This window comes from Methylobacterium aquaticum (assembly GCF_001043915.1).
GTDB classification, from domain to species: domain Bacteria; phylum Pseudomonadota; class Alphaproteobacteria; order Rhizobiales; family Beijerinckiaceae; genus Methylobacterium; species Methylobacterium aquaticum.
Genome location: NZ_LABX01000023.1, coordinates 1 through 17,423 on the forward strand (window position 1 = coordinate 1; position 17,423 = coordinate 17,423).

The window sequence follows — 17,423 nt, forward strand, 5'->3', positions numbered from 1 at the left end:
ATGTCTCTCCTGTTTGTGGTCCGATGTCTGACGTCAGGCTGCCGCGAGGGCGATCAGCACTTCTTGGACTTGGAGCTGCCGCAGGTCGGGGCCGGGGCGCAGGCGCCGACCGAGATACCGACGGAGATGCCGGCGCAGAGGGTGCCGCCAGCGACGGTGGCGAGGGTCTTGGCGTCGAGCTTCTTCATGATGTCTCTCCTGTCTGTGGTCTGATGTCTGAGGTCAGGCTGCCGCGGGGGCGATCAGCACTTCTTGGACTTGGAGCTGCCGCAGGTCGGGGCCGGGGCGCAGGCGCCGACCGAGATACCGACGGAGATGCCGGCGCAGAGGGTGCCGCCAGCGACGGTGGCGAGGGTCTTGGCGTCGAGCTTCTTCATGATGTCTCTCCTGTCTGTGATCTGATGTCTGAGGTCAGGCTGTCGCGGCGGCGATCAGCACTTCTTGGACTTGGAGCTTCCGCAAGTCGGGGCCGGCGGGCAGACCGGAGCCGGCGGGCAGCACACGGGGGCGCAGATCGTGCCGCCAGCGACGGTGCTCAGGGTCTTCAGATCCAGCGTCTTCATCGGGGCTATCCTCAAGTCCGGGATCGGCGTTGCGTCCCGTTGGCCAGGTCTTGATGCCAGATATGGCGAAAGGTGTCGAGAGATGCGATTAAACACTTGGTGGCTTGTTAACCAAAGCGCTTTCGGAAAGCGGATCGACCACAAAGCCTTACGCAGCAACTGCGGAAAATGCGTAGGTAATTTCGCTGGGGAAGCCCTGTGCATAGCGGCCGGCCACCACCCTTGAGTCGTGCCACGAGAAGATTGCACCTGCCAGGTTGTGTATCCAGAGAGTTTCTATCTCGCGCAGGTGAGTTCATGAACAATCATGTTCTCTTCTTGGCCGTTTCCGTACACGGGTCGGCCAACCAAGCTCGCAAAAAACGATTGACCGGTCCTGTAAAGGCATGCGGTCGACGGTTCGCCGGTCGAATGTTTTGCAAGACAAGGCAAGTCCAGGGAACAGCGGCGCCAAGCCATGACAAATCTCGGGATCGCAACATGACGGCGCGGCGCGCGATCGGCTCGGGTGAGGAGGCGCGGCATGCCAACGAGTCGTGCGGCCTGTCCGGGTCGGCCACGAGGTCGAGATTTTCGCCACAGCGGTGCGTGGCCATGGCGCGACGCACGGTCCGCAAGGCGGGGACGTCCTCGCGCGAGGACGACCGAGGCGAAGACCGGTGACCTGCCCCGGTCGCCGATCGGCCGGTGTTCAGGCCGGCGAGGACGTGCCTTGCATCGGTGACTCGAATTTTCGATGCCAAGCCATCGGTTTAGCGAAAATTCGAGAACCCAACCAAGGGTCGTTTTTTTTGCGACCGTCGGTGTTAGAAGCTCTGCGTCGGCCGGTCGAGGATGCGGCGGCCGAGCAGGCTGGCGGCGAGGTCCGCCATCAGGAGGGCGGTCCGGCCGCGCTCGTCGAGGAAGGGGTTGAGTTCCACGAGGTCGAGGCTGCGTACCCGCCCGGAATCGTGCAGCAGCTCCATGATGAGGTGGGCCTCCCGGAAGGTGGCCCCGCCCGGCACCGTGGTGCCGACGCCCGGCGCGATGCCGGGATCGAGGAAATCGACGTCCAGGCTGACATGGAGCAGGCCATCGGCGGCGGATACCTCGCTTAGGAAGGCGCGCAAGGGGGCGACGATCCCGGTCTCGTCGATGTCGCGCATGTCGTGCACCCGCGTGCCGTTGTCCCGCAGGACCGCGCGCTCCGCCGGATCGACGCTGCGCAGGCCGATCATGCAGATCCGCCCCGGATCCAGCACCACGTCGAGGGGCGGGAAGTAGCCGGAGAAGCCCGGCCGCCCGGTGAGGTAGGCCAGCGGCACGCCGTGCAGGTTGCCGCTCGTCGTCGTGTCGAGCGTGTGGAGATCGGCATGGGCATCGAGCCAGAGCAGAAACAGCGGCCGCCCCTCCGCCCGCGCCCGCAAGCCCATCCCCGCCACGGTGCCGGCCGAGAGGCTGTGGTCGCCGCCGAGGAAGATCGGCCGGGCCTCGGCGCTGTGCCGGAACGCGGCCTCGGTGAGGGCCAGCGTCCAGCCCGCCGTTTCGGCGAGGTGGTGGATCGCCGGGTTCGGGTGCGGCGGCACCGCGAAGGGAGCGGGCGCGACGGTGCCCGCATCCTCGACCGGGAGGCCGAGGGCGCGGATCGCGTCGACAAGGCCGGCGGCCCGGTAGGCGCTCGGCCCCATGTCGCAGCCGAGTCGGTTCGTGCCCGACTGCACCGGCGCCCCGACCAGGACGCATCGTTCAGGATGTCTGTTGACCACGGACCCGCTCCCGGCTGACGATCGCCTGGCATTGGCCTGATCGCCAGGGATCATTCTGATCGCCTGCGATCACTCTGATCGCCAGGACGGTCGCAAACGACATCGGAAACGCATCTGCTGCCGTCGATGCCGCGAGTGCGCCGGCCGGGAGTGCTGCCGTCCTGGCCGCCCTGGCCCGACAGGATCGACATTAAACCCGTCGATCTGACCCGCCGACCGTTGCGGATCCCGGGTTCCGCTGGGCGGCCCCGGAATGGTGAGAGGATAAGAGACCCGTCGCCCGGTCTCGACACCGTTCGAAACGCCGCCAGCGCCTTCGGCCGCGTCACACGGCTCAGACCGGCCGCCGGAGCTTGCAGCTGTCGATGGCGTTGAGCGCCTTGGTGCGGGCCGAATCGTTGAAGTAGCCGGTGGTGCGGTAAGCCTCGATCTCGGAGGCGTCGAGGGCGCGCAGGGTCGTCTTCGCGTAGCAGCCGCAGGGGCGCTCGAAGCTGGTCTCAGCGGCGTTCTGCATCCGGGCCTGGACCACGGCGCAGGAGCGGCGCACGCGGGTCTCGAGCTCCGACGTGGGCGCGGTGCGCAGGGCCGGATCGGGCTGGTAGGCTTCGAGCTGCGACGAGGAGGCGCCGGCAAAAGCCGCGCCGGCGCCGAGCGCGAGGAGGCCGGCGGCGAGGAAGGTGCGGAGACGCATGGAAGTGAGGTCCGTTGGGCTGCTTGTCGTCAAGCTCGACCGTTGGACGCCGAAACTCCCCGCCCGCACAAGGGCGGGCGGGCCACACCATGGGACGAAAAGCCAGCCTCTTGCCCTGACGGCAGGGCCGCGATGGCGACGTGGTTGTCGTGGAAGGCGGCGCCGCCGAACGGGGCCGGCGCGTCGGCCCCCGTCAGGGTGTTGATGCCGCGACCATCCGGATAGGCGTCGTTGGGCCAGATCGATTCGGCGATCAGCACGCCACGGCGCAGGCCGGCAAACAGCGTCGCCCGCAAGGTCACGGCGCCGCGCTCGTTCGACAGGCGCACCCAGGCCCCCTCCCCGATCCCCAGCGGTGCGGCATCCTCCGGGTGGATCATCACGGTCGGGTGGCGTTCCTTGGCCAGCGAGGTCGGGGTCTCGGTGAAGCTCGAATTGAGGAAGTTGCGCGCCGGGCTGGTGGCGAGGCGGAACGGATGATCGTCCGTCGCGCTCATCAAGGGCGCCTCCCAATGGTCGGGGAGTGGCGGCATTGCCGGCCCGCGCGGCCCGTCCTGCGCCACCGGCACTTTGCTCCAGTCGGGCCGGAAGCGGAAGCGCCGGTCGGGATAGGCGAAGCCGTCGAGGAAATGGGCGCGCTCGTAGGGCGGCTGCACGTCGAGGAAGCCGTCGCCCTCCATCTCCGCCAGGCTGCCGCGGCGCGAGGCGGTGAGCGTGGCGTCGATCAGCGCGCGTGGGCTCATCGCGAAGCCCGGATGCTCGGCGCCGAGCCGCTCGGCGAGGGCCACGATGACCTCGTGGTTCGAGCGGCAGAGGGCGGGCGGATCGATGCGCTTCAGGCCCAGCTGGATGTGCTGCTGGCCGCCGCCGGTATAGAGGTCGTCGTGCTCCAGGAACATCGTGGCCGGCAGGACGAGATCGGCCATGCGGGCGGTCTCGGTCATGAACTGCTCGTGGACGCAGACGAACAGGTCGTCGCGGGCGAAGCCCCGCTTCACCAGCTCCTGCTCGGGCGCGACCGAGACCGGGTTGGTGTTCTGGATCAGCATCGCGGTCACCGGCGGGCCGTGGCGCAACGCCTCCGGGTCGCCGGTGAGCACCCGGCCGATCTGCGACTGGTCGAGCATGCGGGTGCCGGGCCGGACCACGTCGAGCCCCTCGATCAGCCGCTTGTTGAGGCCGAAGACGCCGCTATTCGAGTGGAAGGCGCCGCCGCCGCGATGCTGCCAGGCGCCCGTCACCGCCGGGATGCAGAGCGCCGCATGCATGGCGGCGGCGCCGTTGCGGCTGCGGGCGAAGCCGTAGCCGAGGCGGAAGAAGGTGTTCTTCGTCTGCCCGACGAGATGGGCGAAACGCTCGATCTCCGCGATCGTGAGGCCCGTGATGGCGGCGGCCCAGGCGGGATCGCGGGTCTTCAGATGCGCTTCCAGCTCCTCCGGGCAGTCGGTGTAGCGGGCCATGTAGTCGCGGTCGGCCAGCCCGTCGCGGAACAGCACGTGCATCACCGCGCAGGCGAGCGCCCCGTCGGTGCCTGGCCGCAGCAGCAGGGCGAGGTCGGCTTGGCGCATGGTCGGGTTGTCGTAGATGTCGACGACCACGACCGTGGCGCCCCGGGCCTTGCGGGCGGCCTGGACGTGGGTCATCAGGTTGACCTGGGTGTGCACCGGGTTGGTGCCCCAGATCACCACGCAGTCGCTCTCGGCGATCTCGCGCGGATCGACCCCGGCGAGGCGGCCGGTGCCGGCGACGTAGCCCGACCAGGCGAGCGTGGTGCAGATGGTCGAGAACTGGCCCGAATAGCCCTTGGCGTGGCGCAGGCGGTTGATGCCGTCGCGCATCACCAGCCCCATCGTGCCGGCGTAATAATACGGCCAGACCGCTTCCGGCCCGTGCGCGGCCTCCGCCGCCTTGAAGGCTTGCGCGACGCGGTCGAGCGCCTCGTCCCAGCCGATCGGTGCGAAGTCACCCGAGCCCTTCGGGCCGGTGCGGATCAGGGGCTGGGTCAGCCGGTCGGGATGGTGGATGCGCTCGGCGTAGCGGGCGACCTTGGCGCAGACGACGCCCGCCGTGTAGCTGTGGCGCGGGTTGCCGCGCACGCGCCCGATCGTGGCGCCGTCGATCACCTCGACCTCGAGGGCGCAGACCGACGGGCAGTCGTGCGGGCAGGTGGAGGTCGTCCGCTCGATCCGTGGCTGCGCCGTCACCGCTCGCTCCCTCATCGAAAAACCCCCGCCGCAGGGCGGCGAGGGCTCTCAACCTATCGGCGTTTCCCGGTCGGGGAAACCGTCAGCCGACGATGTCGCTCTCGTCGAAGAACTGCTTGATCTCGAGGGCGGCGTTGTCGAGGCTGTCGGAGCCGTGGACGGTGTTCTCGCCGACCGACTTGGCGAACTTCTGGCGGATGGTGCCCTCGGCGGCCTGGGCCGGGTTGGTGGCGCCCATCACCTCACGGTACTTGGCGACGGCGTTCTCGCCCTCGAGCACCTGGACCACGACCGGGCCCGAGGTCATGAACGCGACCAGCTCGCCGTAGAACGGGCGCTCGGCATGGATCTCGTAGAACTTCTTGGCCTGGGCGTCGGACATGCGGATGCGGCGCTGGGCGACGATGCGCAGGCCCGCCTCCTCGATCACGGCGTTGACCGCGCCGGTGAGGTTCCGCTCGGTGGCGTCGGGCTTCAGGATGGAGAAGGTGCGCTCGGTGGCCATGGGACGTCCGTTCGAGGAATAGCGGTGGCGGGGGCGGTGGGAGGCCGCGCGGCACCGGACCTGACGGTCCGGCGAAAGCCGGGCGCGAACGCCCGCGCGCCGGGTCCATGCGGACGTCCGGCGCCGGGCTTATAGCCGCGGGCCCGACGCCTCTCAAGCGACGAAGAACCCCCGACTCACCGACCTGCGGGCGGGCGCTGCGGCCATGCCGCAACACGGTCGAAAAATCGCCCCAAAGCTCGGGCTTCCTGGCTTCAACGTGACCTTTCGGCCACGCTGCCCGGTCCGACCGCGGCGGCGTCGCTTGCCTCCCCCGCAGCCGGCGGCCTCATCGGGGCCCGCACCGGCCGCGGACAGACAGGAGCTTCCTGCATGCGCTCGATCCTGATCCCGACCGTCGCCGCCTCCCTGCTCTCGGGCGGCGCCGCCGCGGCGGCTCCCGCCGGCGATCCCTCGGGCACCTGGCTCACCGAGGACGGCCGGGCCAAGATCAAGATCGAGAAGTGCGGTCCCAATGCCGCCCATGCCTGCGGCAAGGTGGTGTGGCTGAAGACGCCGCTCAACGACCAGGGCCAGCCGCGCACCGACATCAAGAATCCCGACCCGACGAAGCGCACCCGCCCGGTGATCGGCCTCACGCTGATGGACGGGCTGAAGCCCGAGGACGGCGCCTACAAGGGCCAGATCTACAATGCCGAGGAGGGCAAGATCTACGACGTCTCGGTCAGCCGCGAGAGCGCCGGCGAACTCGCGATCTCGGGCTGCATGATGAAGATCCTGTGCGGCTCGCAGACCTGGACCAAGGCCCCGGACGAGTTCGCGCAGGCCACGCCCGTGAAGGCGAAGGCCGCCACGGTCAAGCCCGCCGCGAACTGATCCTCAGCCCCGCGGGCCCGCAGCCTCCTCGGGGTCCGGCTTGAGCCGGAAGCCGCGCTGGACCCCCGGCCGGGCCTTCATCCGCTCGATCCAGGCGGCGACATGCGGGAACGCCGCGATGTCCTGGCCCTGGCGCTCCCACAGCTTCGCCCAGGGCAGGATCGCGATGTCGGCGATGGTGTAGGTGTCGCCCGCGACATGGGGAACCCGGCCGAGCTGCGCGTCGAGCGTTGCGTAGAGCTTGGTCGTCGCGGCGGTGAAGCGCTCGACCGCGTAGGGAATTTTTTCCGAGGCGTAGATGCGGAAATGGTGGGTTTGGCCGAGGGTCGGCCCGAAATTCGCCGCCTGCCAGAACAGCCAGATGTCGACCGCGATCCGGGCCCGCTCCTCCGACGGGTAGAACAGCCCGGTCTTGCGGGCGAGGTACTGCAGGATCGCGTTCGATTCGAACACCGTGATCGGCTGCCCCCCGGGCCCGTCCGGATCGACGATGACCGGGATCTTGCCGTGCGGCGCCACGGCCAGGAAGTCGGGGGCGTTCTGCGCGCCCTTGCCGATGTTGATCGGCACCATGCGGTACGGCAGGCCGCATTCCTCGAGCATGATCGAGGCTTTCCAGCCGTTCGGCGTCGTCCAGTAATACAGGTCGATCGGCGGCGTCGTCACGGCCGACATGCGGCGGGTCCTTCTCGCACGGCGGGGACGGATCGCGTCCGTCGCGCATCGGTCTTCACGGAGAGGTAAACAGGCCCGGGCCCACCCTGTACAGGGTGAAGGTTGTCTCAATCGACGATCCCGGGCTGGTCGTGCACCGGTGGCGTGGTCGGCGCCGGGCCGCCGTCCCTCGCTCGTCGCCTGCCCTCCCTTCTTTGCCCGCCCCTCTTTGCTCGCCTCTCTTGCCGCCCCTCTTGTCCTAGCGGCAGGCTGTGGCAGTCTTGGTGTTGCGCCGGCCGATCCGGCCGCGCTGTGCCGCGAGCCCGCCGATGCCGTTTCCGCTCCTCCGTGCCGCCCTGACGGTCCTGCTGGTCGCCGCGCCCGCCGCTTCGTTCGGGCAGGGCACCGTGCAGGATCCCGAACTCGCGCCCCGTCGGCAGCCCAGCCCCCGCAGCCTCGCGGCCCGCGAGCGCCAGCGCCAATGCGGTGCGGCATGGCGTGCCCTGGCGCCGCCGGACAAAGTGGAACAAGGGCCGCGCTGGCCGCAATATTACAGCAAGTGCGTCCGCCGGCTGAAGGAGCAGCGGGCCTGACGCTCGGTCCGTGAGGTCATCGACGGGTGGCGAGATCCCCCTCCGCCATCCGGCTCATCGATGGCGCAGCTTCACGAGGCCGGATCGCGTGAGACTGTCATCGTCGGGATTTTATTGTCAGACCTGACGTCAATCCAGGTCTGACAGTTGAATCGACATTCGGATGCTGATATAAAGACACATCCTGAGTTTCGAGACCCAGGGCACCTGCAAGGCGCACTCTTCGAGTGCGCCTTTTTTCTTGTCTCTGACCTGTAATCAAAAAAAGGGCCCCGGCTCGCGCCGGGACCCCGATTATTCGACTTCCGTAATCTTAGAAGTCGCGCTGGACGCGCATGCGGATGTTGAAGGTGTCGGCCGACTTGGCAGTCGGCAGCACCGCGCCGTTGGCAGCGACCGGCAGGCCAGCGGCGTTCAGGCCGACAGCCGCGACGCCCGGAGCCTTGTTCTGGTCGATCACGGCGCCGCCCTTCAGGTCGACGCGGTTGTAGAGACCCTCGACACCGATATCGAGATCCTTGACCGGCGACCAGATGATGTTCGCGCCGACGACGATCTGGCTCGTGTCACGCAGGGCAGCGCTGAACACGGAGGTGGCCGGGCTGTTGACCGGGTTGCCGAGGCCGTTGAAGTTCAGCGCGCCGAGCAGGTTGCGGCTGGTCTTGCCGAACGTCATCTCGCCGTAGCTGCCGATCACGGCCGAACGCCACTCGGGGGTCCAGTAGTGCAGGAACGAACCGACCACCGTCCAGCTGGTCGACAGTTCCATCTTGCCCGTCACCGGGTTCACCGCGGCGTCGGTGAAGAAGGTGGCGAACTGCGAGCCCTGGGTGTTGCCAGCGCTGGCGGTGTAGGAGCCGATGTACGAGGAGTAGCCCGTGTAGAGCTGGGCGCCCTCGCCATACGAACCCTGGAGGTACAGGGCGTCGCCAGCGGCGATGAACGGCGTGTTGATCTTCAGACCACCCTGCACGGCCCAGCCGTACTCGGTGTTGACGCGGGGCGTCAGGACCGAGCCAGCGGCAATGCCGGCGCCGCCGAAGGTCAGGACGGTGGAGGCGTTCCCGGCGTTCAGCTCGTGCACGGCGGCCGAGAGCTGGGCGGAGCCCCAGGCGGCGTCGTAGCGCAGCGCGCCGACGAAGTCGGGCATGCGCGAGGTCTGGCGCAGGTCGTAGAACGCCTCGCCGATCGGCACGCCGGCCGCGTTGGTGGCGATGACCGGGCTCACGTTGGCGGTCGCGGCGGTGAAGACCGCGAAGGAGCTCGCCGCGTTGCCGGCGGTGGCGGTGCCGAACAGCGGGGTCTTGCGGAAGATCGGGTCTTCGACCGACAGCGTCGCCGAGAAGCCGTTCCCGAAGGTGGCGGTGTAGGCGAGCAGGTTGGTCGAGGAGACGTCCGAGCCCAGCGAGGTGCCGATGATCTCGAAGTCGTGGGCGTAGAAGTCGTAGAACGACGCCGCGCGACCGGCGGTGAGGCCGGCGAACTGGATGAACGCCTTGTCGACGTTCACGTATTGCTGCGAGCGACCGAACGTGTCGACGCCGAGGCCGAAGAAGCCGTTGGCGGCGCGGTTCTGGGTGCCCGAGGTGAGGTAGGCGCCGGTCCGCGAGGCCAGCTCGAAGCGCACGAAGGCGCGGAGCGTGCCGTAGGCGGTCTGGGTGCGGGCGTCGAGGTTGAGGCGGCCGAGGCCGCGGTAGCCCATCAGGTCGCCGTTGTTGCCGCTGCGGGTGTAGCCCTGCGAGTAGCCGGCCTCGAAGCGGGCGCGACCGGAGACGCGCAGGCAGGTGTCGGTGCCGGGAATGAAGAAGAAGCCGGCGCCGTAGGCCGAGCAGATGCGGACGTATTCGACCGGCGCAGCCTTCTTGATCGGCAGATCGGCAGCTTGCGCACCGGCAATGACGGTCAGGCCAGCGGCCGACCCGAGCAGAAGGCTCTTAACGAGCTTCATGGAGACCTCCAAGATTTCGGACCCGAAAGGGGTGAACGACTCTGTTCCGAAGACCTCTTCGGCCTCGAGACCATGTCCCTCTTATGCCCCCGAAGATCCGGCCGCCGCACTGGCTCGGCCGGACCGCACCTGACTTCATGTGGTGCGAGGGGACAATCTTTCATGACGCCGAGTTGATCAATCTCGTCCAAGAACTAACAGGGCGCCCGGGGCGCCTTGACGGGAGAATGTGGCAGAATCAGCACATTGTGACTTTGGCTGCGCAACCACGATGCTTTAGGACTAACAAAATCAACAAGCTCTTACAAACGTCACCGAAATGTCCATCTAGGTCATTCGTTTGTGCTAACAAAATATTACATATGATATATAATCACGATTTAATCCCAAAAAAGTTCATGTTAATCAAATTTAAATTTTCTTGTAGCAAGGAGATATGTAGTATTAACATGTAATATATAGACACTGAAAGTATTTATTAGATAAATATTCTATCCCTATTCACGCGTGGATCGTTCCCGGCTGACTCCGGGCGGCGGCCCTTCGCTGCGCATCCTCCGTCCCGGCAGGGGTGGGATCGGGGATCGGTCGAGCGGCGGCAGATCCCGCTGGCGACCGCGGCCCTGGTCCCCTGCCGAACGCTGGGGCCCTGGCCCGCGTCGTCGTCGGGTCCTGCCGATGTCGGACGGCTTGCCCCAGACGTCGCGGTCGCGCCGGCGATGTCGCCCCTCTGAGCCGGGTGGCTCCCTAGCGGGTCCGCGGCCCGCCGCGCGAGGGGGCTGGCGCAGGCCGCACGGTCAAATGTTTCGTCCAGGACAGATGACGAAACACCAGGACAGATGACGAAACACGATGCGTTCCACCTGCCCCCAAATTGGCATGCCGACGCAAAATCGTGGACATGCGTCCCGCCTATACCGCCCTCACAAGAGCCTGGAGACAACGGGCTGCGAGGAGGCGAAGATGGTCGTGGCGCGAGTGATCCTGATGAGTGCGATGCTGACCGCCGGCATCGTCGAGGTGACCAGGATGACGGTCCCTCATCTGGCCGAGGAGGCCCTCAAGGCGGCTCCGGTCGACGCTCCTGTCGTGGACGCGCCCCTCGTGGTCCCGGTTTCGGCAGCCCCGGTCTCGGCGGCGCCCGTCGATCCCGCCTGCACGCAGGCCGCCTGGCCCTATCGCCCCGATTTCTGCCTGCGGCCGGAGGGCGGCTCGTCGGGGGCGGCGCCGCGCCGGCCGGTGCGGATGATCGAGGAGCGGCGCCCGGCCGCTCCGGTCCGGATGCCCGGCCGGGTCTCGGTCGGCTGACCGGCCGGACGATGCCACGAGGCTGTCCTTCGCGAGACGATCATGCCGCATTTCAGCGCCGACATCCTGGACGCGCTCCTGGATGGCGATCCCGTGGAGCGGGAGGCTTTGCGCGCCCTGCTGGGGACCGGCCCGGACCGGTGCGCCGGCCGCCGGCCGGGACCCCCGTCCCTCCTCCGTCCGACGGCTTCGACGAGCCAAGTCGTGACGAGCCAAGTCGTGACGAGCCGAGCCCTGCCGCATCCGGCCCCGTCCGGTCAGGCCCGGCCGCATCCGGCCTCCGTGGCACGGGCGACGACGCGCCGTCCGGGCCCGGCCTCCCGGGACCGTGGCCCGACGGCCCTGCGGCGGCCGATGCCGCGGTGAGGGGCCGGATGTCCCGGTCGCTGGCAGACCTTGAGATTTGATGCATAGTCGGCCCCCGCGGCGGAACGGGACCACGATGCGGGTCGGTCACAAGATCTTCCTGGTCGGCGGTCTGCCGATCGCCATCGCGGCGCTGATCGCGCTCGCGGGCTGGCTCCTGCTCGCCCAGGCCGAGAAGGCCCGCGACGGCGCGGTCCTGGCCGGGGCGATCTACCGCACGCTCACCCTCTCGACCACGGTGCGCGACGAGTTCCTGGCGGCGCGCCCGGCCGAGCGCACCGACCACGCCGAGCGCTTCGCCCGCCTGACGGCGGAATCCACCGGATCCCTCGACGACCTGCGCCGCTTCGCCCGCACCCCGGACCAGGCGGCCCGCATCGAGGAGGCCCGCGCGGCGCTCAAGGATTCGATCGAGCAGATGCAGGCCCTGGTGCGGATCACCCGGGAGAATGACGGGCTGATCGCCGAGATGGCGGCCCGCGCCGACGCCCTGGTGAGCCTCGCCGACCAGGCCCGGGACCGCCAGCGCGCCGCCAATGCCGACCTCGTCGCCTCCCTCACCGACAAGGCCAGGACCCTGCGGCAGGTCCGCGACGTGGTCGGCGCGGTCAACGAGCTGCGCGCCCTGGTGGCCGAGACCGAGATCGCGGCGTTGCGCGGCGGGGGGAGCGGTGCTGCGCGCCCTGCCGGTGCCGGGACCGGCGCGTCGGCCTCGATGGTCCAGGTCCGCAACGCCGCCCGCGACCTCGCCGCGGCGCTGAAGGGCGACGGGCGCGAGCGCGAGGCCGAGGAGCTGCTGATCCTGACCGCCGCCTACGAGGCGTGGCGCGGTGCCGAGGAACCGCGCCCCCTCGTGGCGGGCGGCACGGCGGCGGATGACCTGCCGCTCCCCTCCCCGGTCAACGTCCTCGACGAGTGGTGCGAGCGCATCCTCAAGATCGACGGATCGGCCCAGCGCGCCCTGCACGAGGAGGTCACGCAGCTCCTCGCCTACGCGGTCCAGGCCAACGAGACCGAGCAGGCGACCCAGAACATCGCGCTCGAGACCCTCAAGCTCGGCCAGCGCACGGCCGAGGCCCTGCGCCGGCGCGACGTTCCGGCGGCGGCCGCGATGCTGGAGGACGGGCGGCGCCTGTCCGAGACCGCCGCCGCCCTGCCGATCTCGCCGCTGATCCAGGGCGAGATGATCGAGGCGATCGATGGCTGGCGCGAGCGCCTGGGCACCACGGTCGAGGGCCTGCGCCGGCAGAACGAGGGCATCGCCGCGATGGACGGGCTGGCCGCGGTGATCGGCGAGACCGCCCGCAGCCTCAACGAGATCTTCATCGACGATGCCGACCGGTTCGGCACCTTCCTGTTGCGCCTGCTGCTCGTCGGCGCCGGGGCCGGGCTGGTGCTCGGCTCTTCGGTGGGCCTCGCGGCGGCGCGCTCGATCACCGCACCCCTGCGCCAGCTCCAGCGCAGCATGCTGGCCCTCGCGGCCGACCCGGCCCGGCGCGATGTCGGGGCCGAGGTCGGGCGGCGGCGCGACGAACTCGGCGACATGGCCCGGGCCACCGCGATGTTCGTGGACGAGATCGGCCGGCGCGAGCAGGCCCTCCGCTGCGCCAAGGAGGAGGCCGACCGGACCCTCGCCGAGCTGCGCCAGACCCAGTCCGACCTGATCCAGGCCGAGAAGCTCGCCTCGCTGGGCCAGCTCGTCGCCGGGGTCGCGCACGAGATCAACACGCCGCTCGGCATCGCGGTCACCACCGCGACCCTGGTGCGCGACGAGGCCCGGGAGTTCGGCGAGGTGGCGAAGACCGGCCAGCTCTCGCGCTCGCGCCTCACCCACTTCGTCGAGCGGATGCAGGAGGGCTCGCACCTGCTCACCGCCAACCTCGCCCGGGCGGCGGACCTCGTCCACAGCTTCAAGCAGGTCGCGGTCGACCGGGTCAGCGACGAGCACCGCCGCTTCGCCTTGCGCGAGTGGCTGGGCGAGCTCCTGCGCAGCCTCGGGCCGCTGTTGCGCCGGGGGGGGCACCGCCTCGACCTCGACGCCGAGGAGGAGATCGAGGTCGATACCCATCCGGGCGCCCTCGCCCAGGTCATCACCAACCTGGTCAAGAACGCGGTGGTGCACGCCTTCGCCGACGGGGCGCCCGGGCGCATCGTCGTCGCGGTCTCGTACGGGGCCGGCGCGCATGAGGGCGGCTGGGTGCGCCTGGAGGTGCGCGACGACGGGCGCGGCATCGCGGCGGCGGACCGGGAGCGCATCTTCGATCCGTTCTTCACCACCGCCCGCCACCGCGGCAGTTCGGGCTTAGGCATGCACATCGTCTACAATCTCGTCACCGGGCAGCTCCAGGGCCGCATCGCCGTGGAGAGCCGGGAGGGCAGCGGCACGGTGGTGCGGGTCGAGTTCCCGGCCCGCCTCGCGCCGGCGGCCCCGGTGCGGCTCGCCCCGGAGAACCGTGTGGCGGCACAATAGGAAAGAGTGTGCCGGTTGAGGGGGACGGCGGTTTCGGTGTGTACTGGCACCCGGCAGGGGCCTGCCGCAACGGCGGAGGCGAGGGGCGATGCGCGGTCAGGATCGACGAAACCGAGCGCGGGGCCGGAATGCGGGCGTGCGGGTCCCGGTGGGGCGCCGCGCCGCGGCGTTGCTCTGCGCCGCCCTGTGGCTCGCCGCCTGGCCCGCCGCCGCCCGGACCCTGGTCTTCTGTTCCGAGGGCAATCCCGAATCGCTCAACCCGCAGCTCGTCACCACGACGACCGGGATGGATGCTGCCTGGCCGGTCTTCGACACCCTGGTGGCGTTCGAGCCAGGCACCACGACGATCCGCCCGAGCCTCGCCGAATCCTGGACGATCTCGCCCGACGGGCGCGACTACACCTTCACGCTCCGCTCCGGCGTCGCCTTCCACCGGAATGCCCGGTTCCGGCCGACGCGGCCGCTCTCCGCCGAGGACGTGGTGTTCTCGATCACCCGGCAGTGGAAGGCGGATCACCCCTACCACCGGGTCTCGGGCGGCCAATACGCCTATTTTCGCGATCTCGGCCTGCCCGACCTGATCGAGGCGATCGAGACGCTGGATGCCCGCACGGTGCGCGTCCGCCTGCGCGAGGCGGATGCGACCTTCCTGTCGAACCTCGCCATGGCGCTCGGGGCGATCCAGTCGGCGGAATACGCCGCGTTCCTCCTGGCGGCCGGCGAGCCGGAGCGCTTCGACCGCGAGCCGATCGGCACCGGGCCGTTCAGCGTCGTGGCGTTCCAGCCCGACGTCGCCCTGCGCTTCCGCGCCGTCCCGGACCATTGGGCCGGGCGCCAGCCGGTCGACAGCCTGGTCTTCTCGATCACGCCGAACGCGGCGGTGCGGCTCGCCAAGGTCCGGGCCGGCGAGTGCCACCTGATGCCCTTCCCCAACCCGGCCGATCTCGACTCCATCCGGGCCGATCCGGCGCTGACCCTGATGCGCGAGGAGGAGCTGAATATCGGCTATCTCGCCCTCAACGTGACGAAGCCGCCCTTCGACGACCTGCGGGTGCGCCGCGCCGTCGCGATGGCGATCGACAAGGCGGCGATCGTGGCGGGGATCTACGGCCCGGGCGGCACGGCGGCCCGCTCGCCCCTGCCGCCGAACCTCTGGGGCCACGATTCCGACCTCCGGGATCCGCCCCTCGACCGGCCGGCGGCACAGAGGCTGCTCGCCGAGGCGGGCTTCCCCTCCGGCTTCGAGGCCGATCTCTGGTACCCGCCGGTGAGCCGGGCCTATAACCCCAACGGCCGGCGCGTCGCCGACATGATCCAGGCCGATCTCGCCCGCATCGGCGTGCGGCTGCGGCTCCTCACCGACGAGTGGAGCGCCTACCGGGCCAAGATGCTGGCCGGCGTGCCGGCCCTGGCCCTGTTCGGCTGGACCGCCGACAACGGCGACCCGGACAACTTCCTCGGCATGCTGCTCGGCTGCGTGCCGGCCCGGCCCGGTGGCAGCAACATCGCCCGCTGGTGCGACCCCGCCTTCGACGCCCTGGTGACCCGGGCCCGGCGCCTGCCCGACCAGGACGCCCGCGCCGCGCTCTACCGGCAGGCCCAAGCGATCTTCGCCCGGGAGGTGCCCTGGGTGCCGATCGCCCATTCGGCGGTGTTCGTGGTCGCGCGGCGCGAGGTGACCGGCTACCGCATGGATCCCCTCGGCCGGCACCTGTTCCGCGGCGTCGGCCTGAGCGGTCCCGAGTCACGCAGCACCGATCCGCGCGGGGCCCCGGTGCCCCGCCCGCGGCCTCAAGGGGCCGCCGGTTCCGTGCCGTAGGCCCGGGCCATCTCGCCGATCGCCGCGAGCTTGGCGTGGTAGGCCGACCAGTCGTCGGCCGCAGCGATCGGGGCCCACAGGGCCTCGACCTCGTCGACCAGCATCGTGCAGGGCTCGCGCCGGGCGAAATACGGATGGTCGAGCCGCGCGTCCGGTGCGGGCGCCAGAGCGTCGAGGGCCTGGCGCACCCGCGCGAAGCCCTCTGCGGCATAATGGGCGGCGGCCGGGCTGCGGGCGGCCCGCGCCTCGCTCGCCAGACCCCCGTACCAGTCGAAGAAGGCTTGCTCGAACGGTGCCCGGCTGGTTTGCAGGAAGGCCCAGAACGCCCCCACGAGGGTGTGCATCCGCGCCTCGTCCGCCGGCCGCGCGAGGCCGAGGCGGCGCAGGATCGCCTCGGCGAACGCCTCCTGGAGGGCCGGGCCGTAAGCGTCCATGGCGGTGCCCAGCCGCATCTCGTCGGAGAGCGGCAGCAGGCACTCGGCCAGCCGCGCGAGGTTCCAGCCTAACGCCTCCGGCTGGCGTCCGAAGGCGTAGAGGCCGAATTCGTCGAAATAGGCGGCGGTGAAGGCCGGGTCGTTGACCGGCGCGAAGCGCCACGGGCCGTAATCGAAGCTCTCCCCGGTCACGTTGATGTTGTCGGTGTTGAGCACGCCATGGACGAACCCGGCCGCCATCCACTGCGCGCCCATCCGGGCGACGCGGCGGCAGACCTCGGTGAGGAAGGCGGCGGCCCGGTCGGCCGGGTCGTCGCGCCAGACGTCGGGGAGATAGGTCCGGATCGTGTGGTCGAGGAGACGGAGCAGGTTGGCGGTGTCGTCATAGGCGCGGAAGCGCTGGAAGGTGCCGATGCGGAGATGCGAGTGGCTCAGCCGCACCAGCACCGAGGACCGGGTCGGCGACGGCTCGTCGCCGCGGGTCAGCGCCTCCCCGGTCTCGATCAGGCTGAACGACTTCGAGGTCTCGACGCCGAGGGCCTCGAGCATCGTGGTCGCCAGCACCTCGCGCACCCCGCCCTTCAGGGTCAGGCGACCATCGGCCGTGCGCGACCACGGCGTCCGACCGCTGCCCTTGGTGCCGAGATCGAGCAGGCGCCCGTCGGCAAGGTCGTGCGCTTGCGCGAACAGGAAGCCGCGCCCGTCGCCCAGGTCCGGGTTGTAGCTGCGGAACTGGTGGCCGTGGTAGCGCAGGGCCAGCGGCTCCGGAAAGCTGCCGGGCAGCGGTTCGAACCGGCCGAAATGTGCGATCCATTCCTCGTCGGTCAGCCCGCCGAGGCCGACCCGCTCGGCCCAGTTCTGGTTGCGGTGGCGCAGGATATGGGCCGGAAAGCGTGCCGGGGCGACGACGTCGTAGAAATCGGGGCCGAGATCGGCGTGGCGGCGCGACGGGCGGAGGGAATGGGCCGGCATCGGGACCTCGACGGAATGGCGGTGTGACGGGACCTGGCGTGACACGGTGGGACGGCCGGTGCGGGCAGGCAACGCCTCGCGGTGCGGACGGGGTCCGACCGGACGCAGCCGAGGACGGGCCCGGTGGCCTCGCACCCCGGCTCGTGGCCGGCCGAGCGGGGCCACAGGGCGACTAACCCGTGCTCATACGCCACACTGGTGCATGACGGACACAGGAAAAGATCGCGAATCGGGCTGTCAATCGGCGCTGCGACGTGAGAAAGTAACCCCCGTCA

At 69.7% G+C, this 17,423-nt stretch carries 16 protein-coding genes; 6 read left to right on the forward strand and 10 right to left on the reverse strand.

Features of this window, described 5'->3' with window-relative positions:
• Positions 1 to 53: 53 nt before the first annotated feature.
• The 7 genes from VP06_RS38490 to ndk all read right to left on the reverse strand — a co-directional run bounded on the left by VP06_RS38490 (position 54) and on the right by ndk (position 5,708).
• A complete protein-coding gene (locus VP06_RS38490) occupies positions 54 to 188 on the reverse strand; it encodes a hypothetical protein (protein ID WP_280950154.1) in 135 nt (44 codons plus the stop codon).
• 54 nt (positions 189 to 242) lie between these two features.
• Positions 243 to 377, reverse strand: coding sequence for a hypothetical protein (locus tag VP06_RS38495; protein ID WP_280950154.1), 135 nt, complete (start codon positions 375 to 377; stop codon positions 243 to 245).
• A 54-nt stretch (positions 378 to 431) separates the two neighbouring features.
• Positions 432 to 563 (reverse strand): hypothetical protein, encoded by a 132-nt coding sequence (locus VP06_RS38500; protein WP_280950155.1) that lies wholly within the window; start codon positions 561 to 563, stop codon positions 432 to 434.
• 806 nt (positions 564 to 1,369) lie between these two features.
• A complete protein-coding gene (gene rocF / locus VP06_RS02935; RefSeq protein ID WP_280950156.1) occupies positions 1,370 to 2,308 on the reverse strand; it encodes an arginase in 939 nt (312 codons plus the stop codon).
• A 334-nt stretch (positions 2,309 to 2,642) separates the two neighbouring features.
• Complete coding sequence (locus VP06_RS02940; RefSeq protein ID WP_048462348.1) at positions 2,643 to 2,999, reverse strand: hypothetical protein; 357 nt, start codon at positions 2,997 to 2,999, stop codon at positions 2,643 to 2,645.
• Between the two features lie 29 nt (positions 3,000 to 3,028).
• Positions 3,029 to 5,203 carry a molybdopterin-containing oxidoreductase family protein gene (locus VP06_RS02945; RefSeq protein WP_082167121.1) on the reverse strand — a complete coding sequence of 725 codons (2,175 nt, stop codon included), beginning with the start codon at positions 5,201 to 5,203 and terminating at the stop codon, positions 3,029 to 3,031.
• Positions 5,204 to 5,285: 82 nt separating this feature from the next.
• Entirely contained in the window at positions 5,286 to 5,708 is a 423-nt protein-coding gene (ndk, locus tag VP06_RS02950; protein WP_048462349.1) for a nucleoside-diphosphate kinase, read from the reverse strand.
• A 372-nt stretch (positions 5,709 to 6,080) separates the two neighbouring features.
• Between ndk and VP06_RS02955 the strand changes: the two genes are divergently transcribed.
• The gene (locus VP06_RS02955) at positions 6,081 to 6,584 is read left to right on the forward strand and encodes a DUF2147 domain-containing protein (protein WP_048462350.1); all 504 of its coding nucleotides are present in this window, start codon (positions 6,081 to 6,083) and stop codon (positions 6,582 to 6,584) included.
• 3 nt (positions 6,585 to 6,587) lie between these two features.
• Here VP06_RS02955 and VP06_RS02960 read toward each other — a convergent pair whose 3' ends face one another.
• A complete protein-coding gene (locus VP06_RS02960; protein WP_048462351.1) occupies positions 6,588 to 7,259 on the reverse strand; it encodes a glutathione S-transferase N-terminal domain-containing protein in 672 nt (223 codons plus the stop codon).
• A gap of 308 nt (positions 7,260 to 7,567) precedes the next feature.
• Here VP06_RS02960 and VP06_RS02965 point away from each other — a divergent pair, with 308 nt between their 5' ends.
• On the forward strand, positions 7,568 to 7,831 hold the full coding sequence (locus VP06_RS02965; protein ID WP_048462352.1) for a hypothetical protein: 264 nt from the start codon (positions 7,568 to 7,570) through the stop codon (positions 7,829 to 7,831).
• A gap of 313 nt (positions 7,832 to 8,144) precedes the next feature.
• Here VP06_RS02965 and VP06_RS02970 read toward each other — a convergent pair whose 3' ends face one another.
• Complete coding sequence (locus tag VP06_RS02970) at positions 8,145 to 9,779, reverse strand: porin (protein WP_048462353.1); 1,635 nt, start codon at positions 9,777 to 9,779, stop codon at positions 8,145 to 8,147.
• A gap of 963 nt (positions 9,780 to 10,742) precedes the next feature.
• Between VP06_RS02970 and VP06_RS02975 the strand changes: the two genes are divergently transcribed.
• The 4 genes from VP06_RS02975 to VP06_RS02990 all read left to right on the forward strand — a co-directional run bounded on the left by VP06_RS02975 (position 10,743) and on the right by VP06_RS02990 (position 15,742).
• Positions 10,743 to 11,087 (forward strand): hypothetical protein, encoded by a 345-nt coding sequence (locus VP06_RS02975; protein WP_048462354.1) that lies wholly within the window; start codon positions 10,743 to 10,745, stop codon positions 11,085 to 11,087.
• Positions 11,088 to 11,129: 42 nt separating this feature from the next.
• Positions 11,130 to 11,453, forward strand: coding sequence for a hypothetical protein (locus VP06_RS02980; protein WP_048462355.1), 324 nt, complete (start codon positions 11,130 to 11,132; stop codon positions 11,451 to 11,453).
• A 76-nt stretch (positions 11,454 to 11,529) separates the two neighbouring features.
• On the forward strand, positions 11,530 to 13,923 hold the full coding sequence (locus tag VP06_RS02985; RefSeq protein ID WP_048462356.1) for a sensor histidine kinase: 2,394 nt from the start codon (positions 11,530 to 11,532) through the stop codon (positions 13,921 to 13,923).
• Between the two features lie 136 nt (positions 13,924 to 14,059).
• Entirely contained in the window at positions 14,060 to 15,742 is a 1,683-nt protein-coding gene (locus VP06_RS02990) for an ABC transporter substrate-binding protein (protein WP_245291021.1), read from the forward strand.
• Here VP06_RS02990 and VP06_RS02995 read toward each other — a convergent pair.
• Positions 15,715 to 17,148, reverse strand: a complete 1,434-nt coding sequence (locus tag VP06_RS02995) for a protein adenylyltransferase SelO (protein WP_048462357.1) — start codon at positions 17,146 to 17,148, stop codon at positions 15,715 to 15,717. The two genes, VP06_RS02990 and VP06_RS02995, sit on opposite strands and share 28 nt — an antisense overlap.
• Positions 17,149 to 17,423: the final 275 nt, after the last annotated feature.

Bases quoted from the DNA above. Each gene is read 5' to 3' on its own strand.
- VP06_RS02985 (WP_048462356.1), top strand. From the start codon at position 11,530: ATGCGGGTCGGTCACAAGATCTTCCTGGTCGGCGGTCTGCCGATCGCC.
- VP06_RS02940 (WP_048462348.1), bottom strand. From the start codon at position 2,999: ATGCGTCTCCGCACCTTCCTCGCCGCCGGCCTCCTCGCGCTCGGCGCC.
- VP06_RS38500 (WP_280950155.1), bottom strand. From the start codon at position 563: ATGAAGACGCTGGATCTGAAGACCCTGAGCACCGTCGCTGGCGGCACG.
- VP06_RS02970 (WP_048462353.1), bottom strand. From the start codon at position 9,779: ATGAAGCTCGTTAAGAGCCTTCTGCTCGGGTCGGCCGCTGGCCTGACC.
- VP06_RS02955 (WP_048462350.1), top strand. From the start codon at position 6,081: ATGCGCTCGATCCTGATCCCGACCGTCGCCGCCTCCCTGCTCTCGGGC.
- VP06_RS38495 (WP_280950154.1), bottom strand. From the start codon at position 377: ATGAAGAAGCTCGACGCCAAGACCCTCGCCACCGTCGCTGGCGGCACC.
- VP06_RS02980 (WP_048462355.1), top strand. From the start codon at position 11,130: ATGCCGCATTTCAGCGCCGACATCCTGGACGCGCTCCTGGATGGCGAT.
- VP06_RS02995 (WP_048462357.1), bottom strand. From the start codon at position 17,148: ATGCCGGCCCATTCCCTCCGCCCGTCGCGCCGCCACGCCGATCTCGGC.
- VP06_RS02965 (WP_048462352.1), top strand. From the start codon at position 7,568: ATGCCGTTTCCGCTCCTCCGTGCCGCCCTGACGGTCCTGCTGGTCGCC.
- VP06_RS02975 (WP_048462354.1), top strand. From the start codon at position 10,743: ATGGTCGTGGCGCGAGTGATCCTGATGAGTGCGATGCTGACCGCCGGC.
- VP06_RS02960 (WP_048462351.1), bottom strand. From the start codon at position 7,259: ATGTCGGCCGTGACGACGCCGCCGATCGACCTGTATTACTGGACGACG.
- ndk (WP_048462349.1), bottom strand. From the start codon at position 5,708: ATGGCCACCGAGCGCACCTTCTCCATCCTGAAGCCCGACGCCACCGAG.
- VP06_RS38490 (WP_280950154.1), bottom strand. From the start codon at position 188: ATGAAGAAGCTCGACGCCAAGACCCTCGCCACCGTCGCTGGCGGCACC.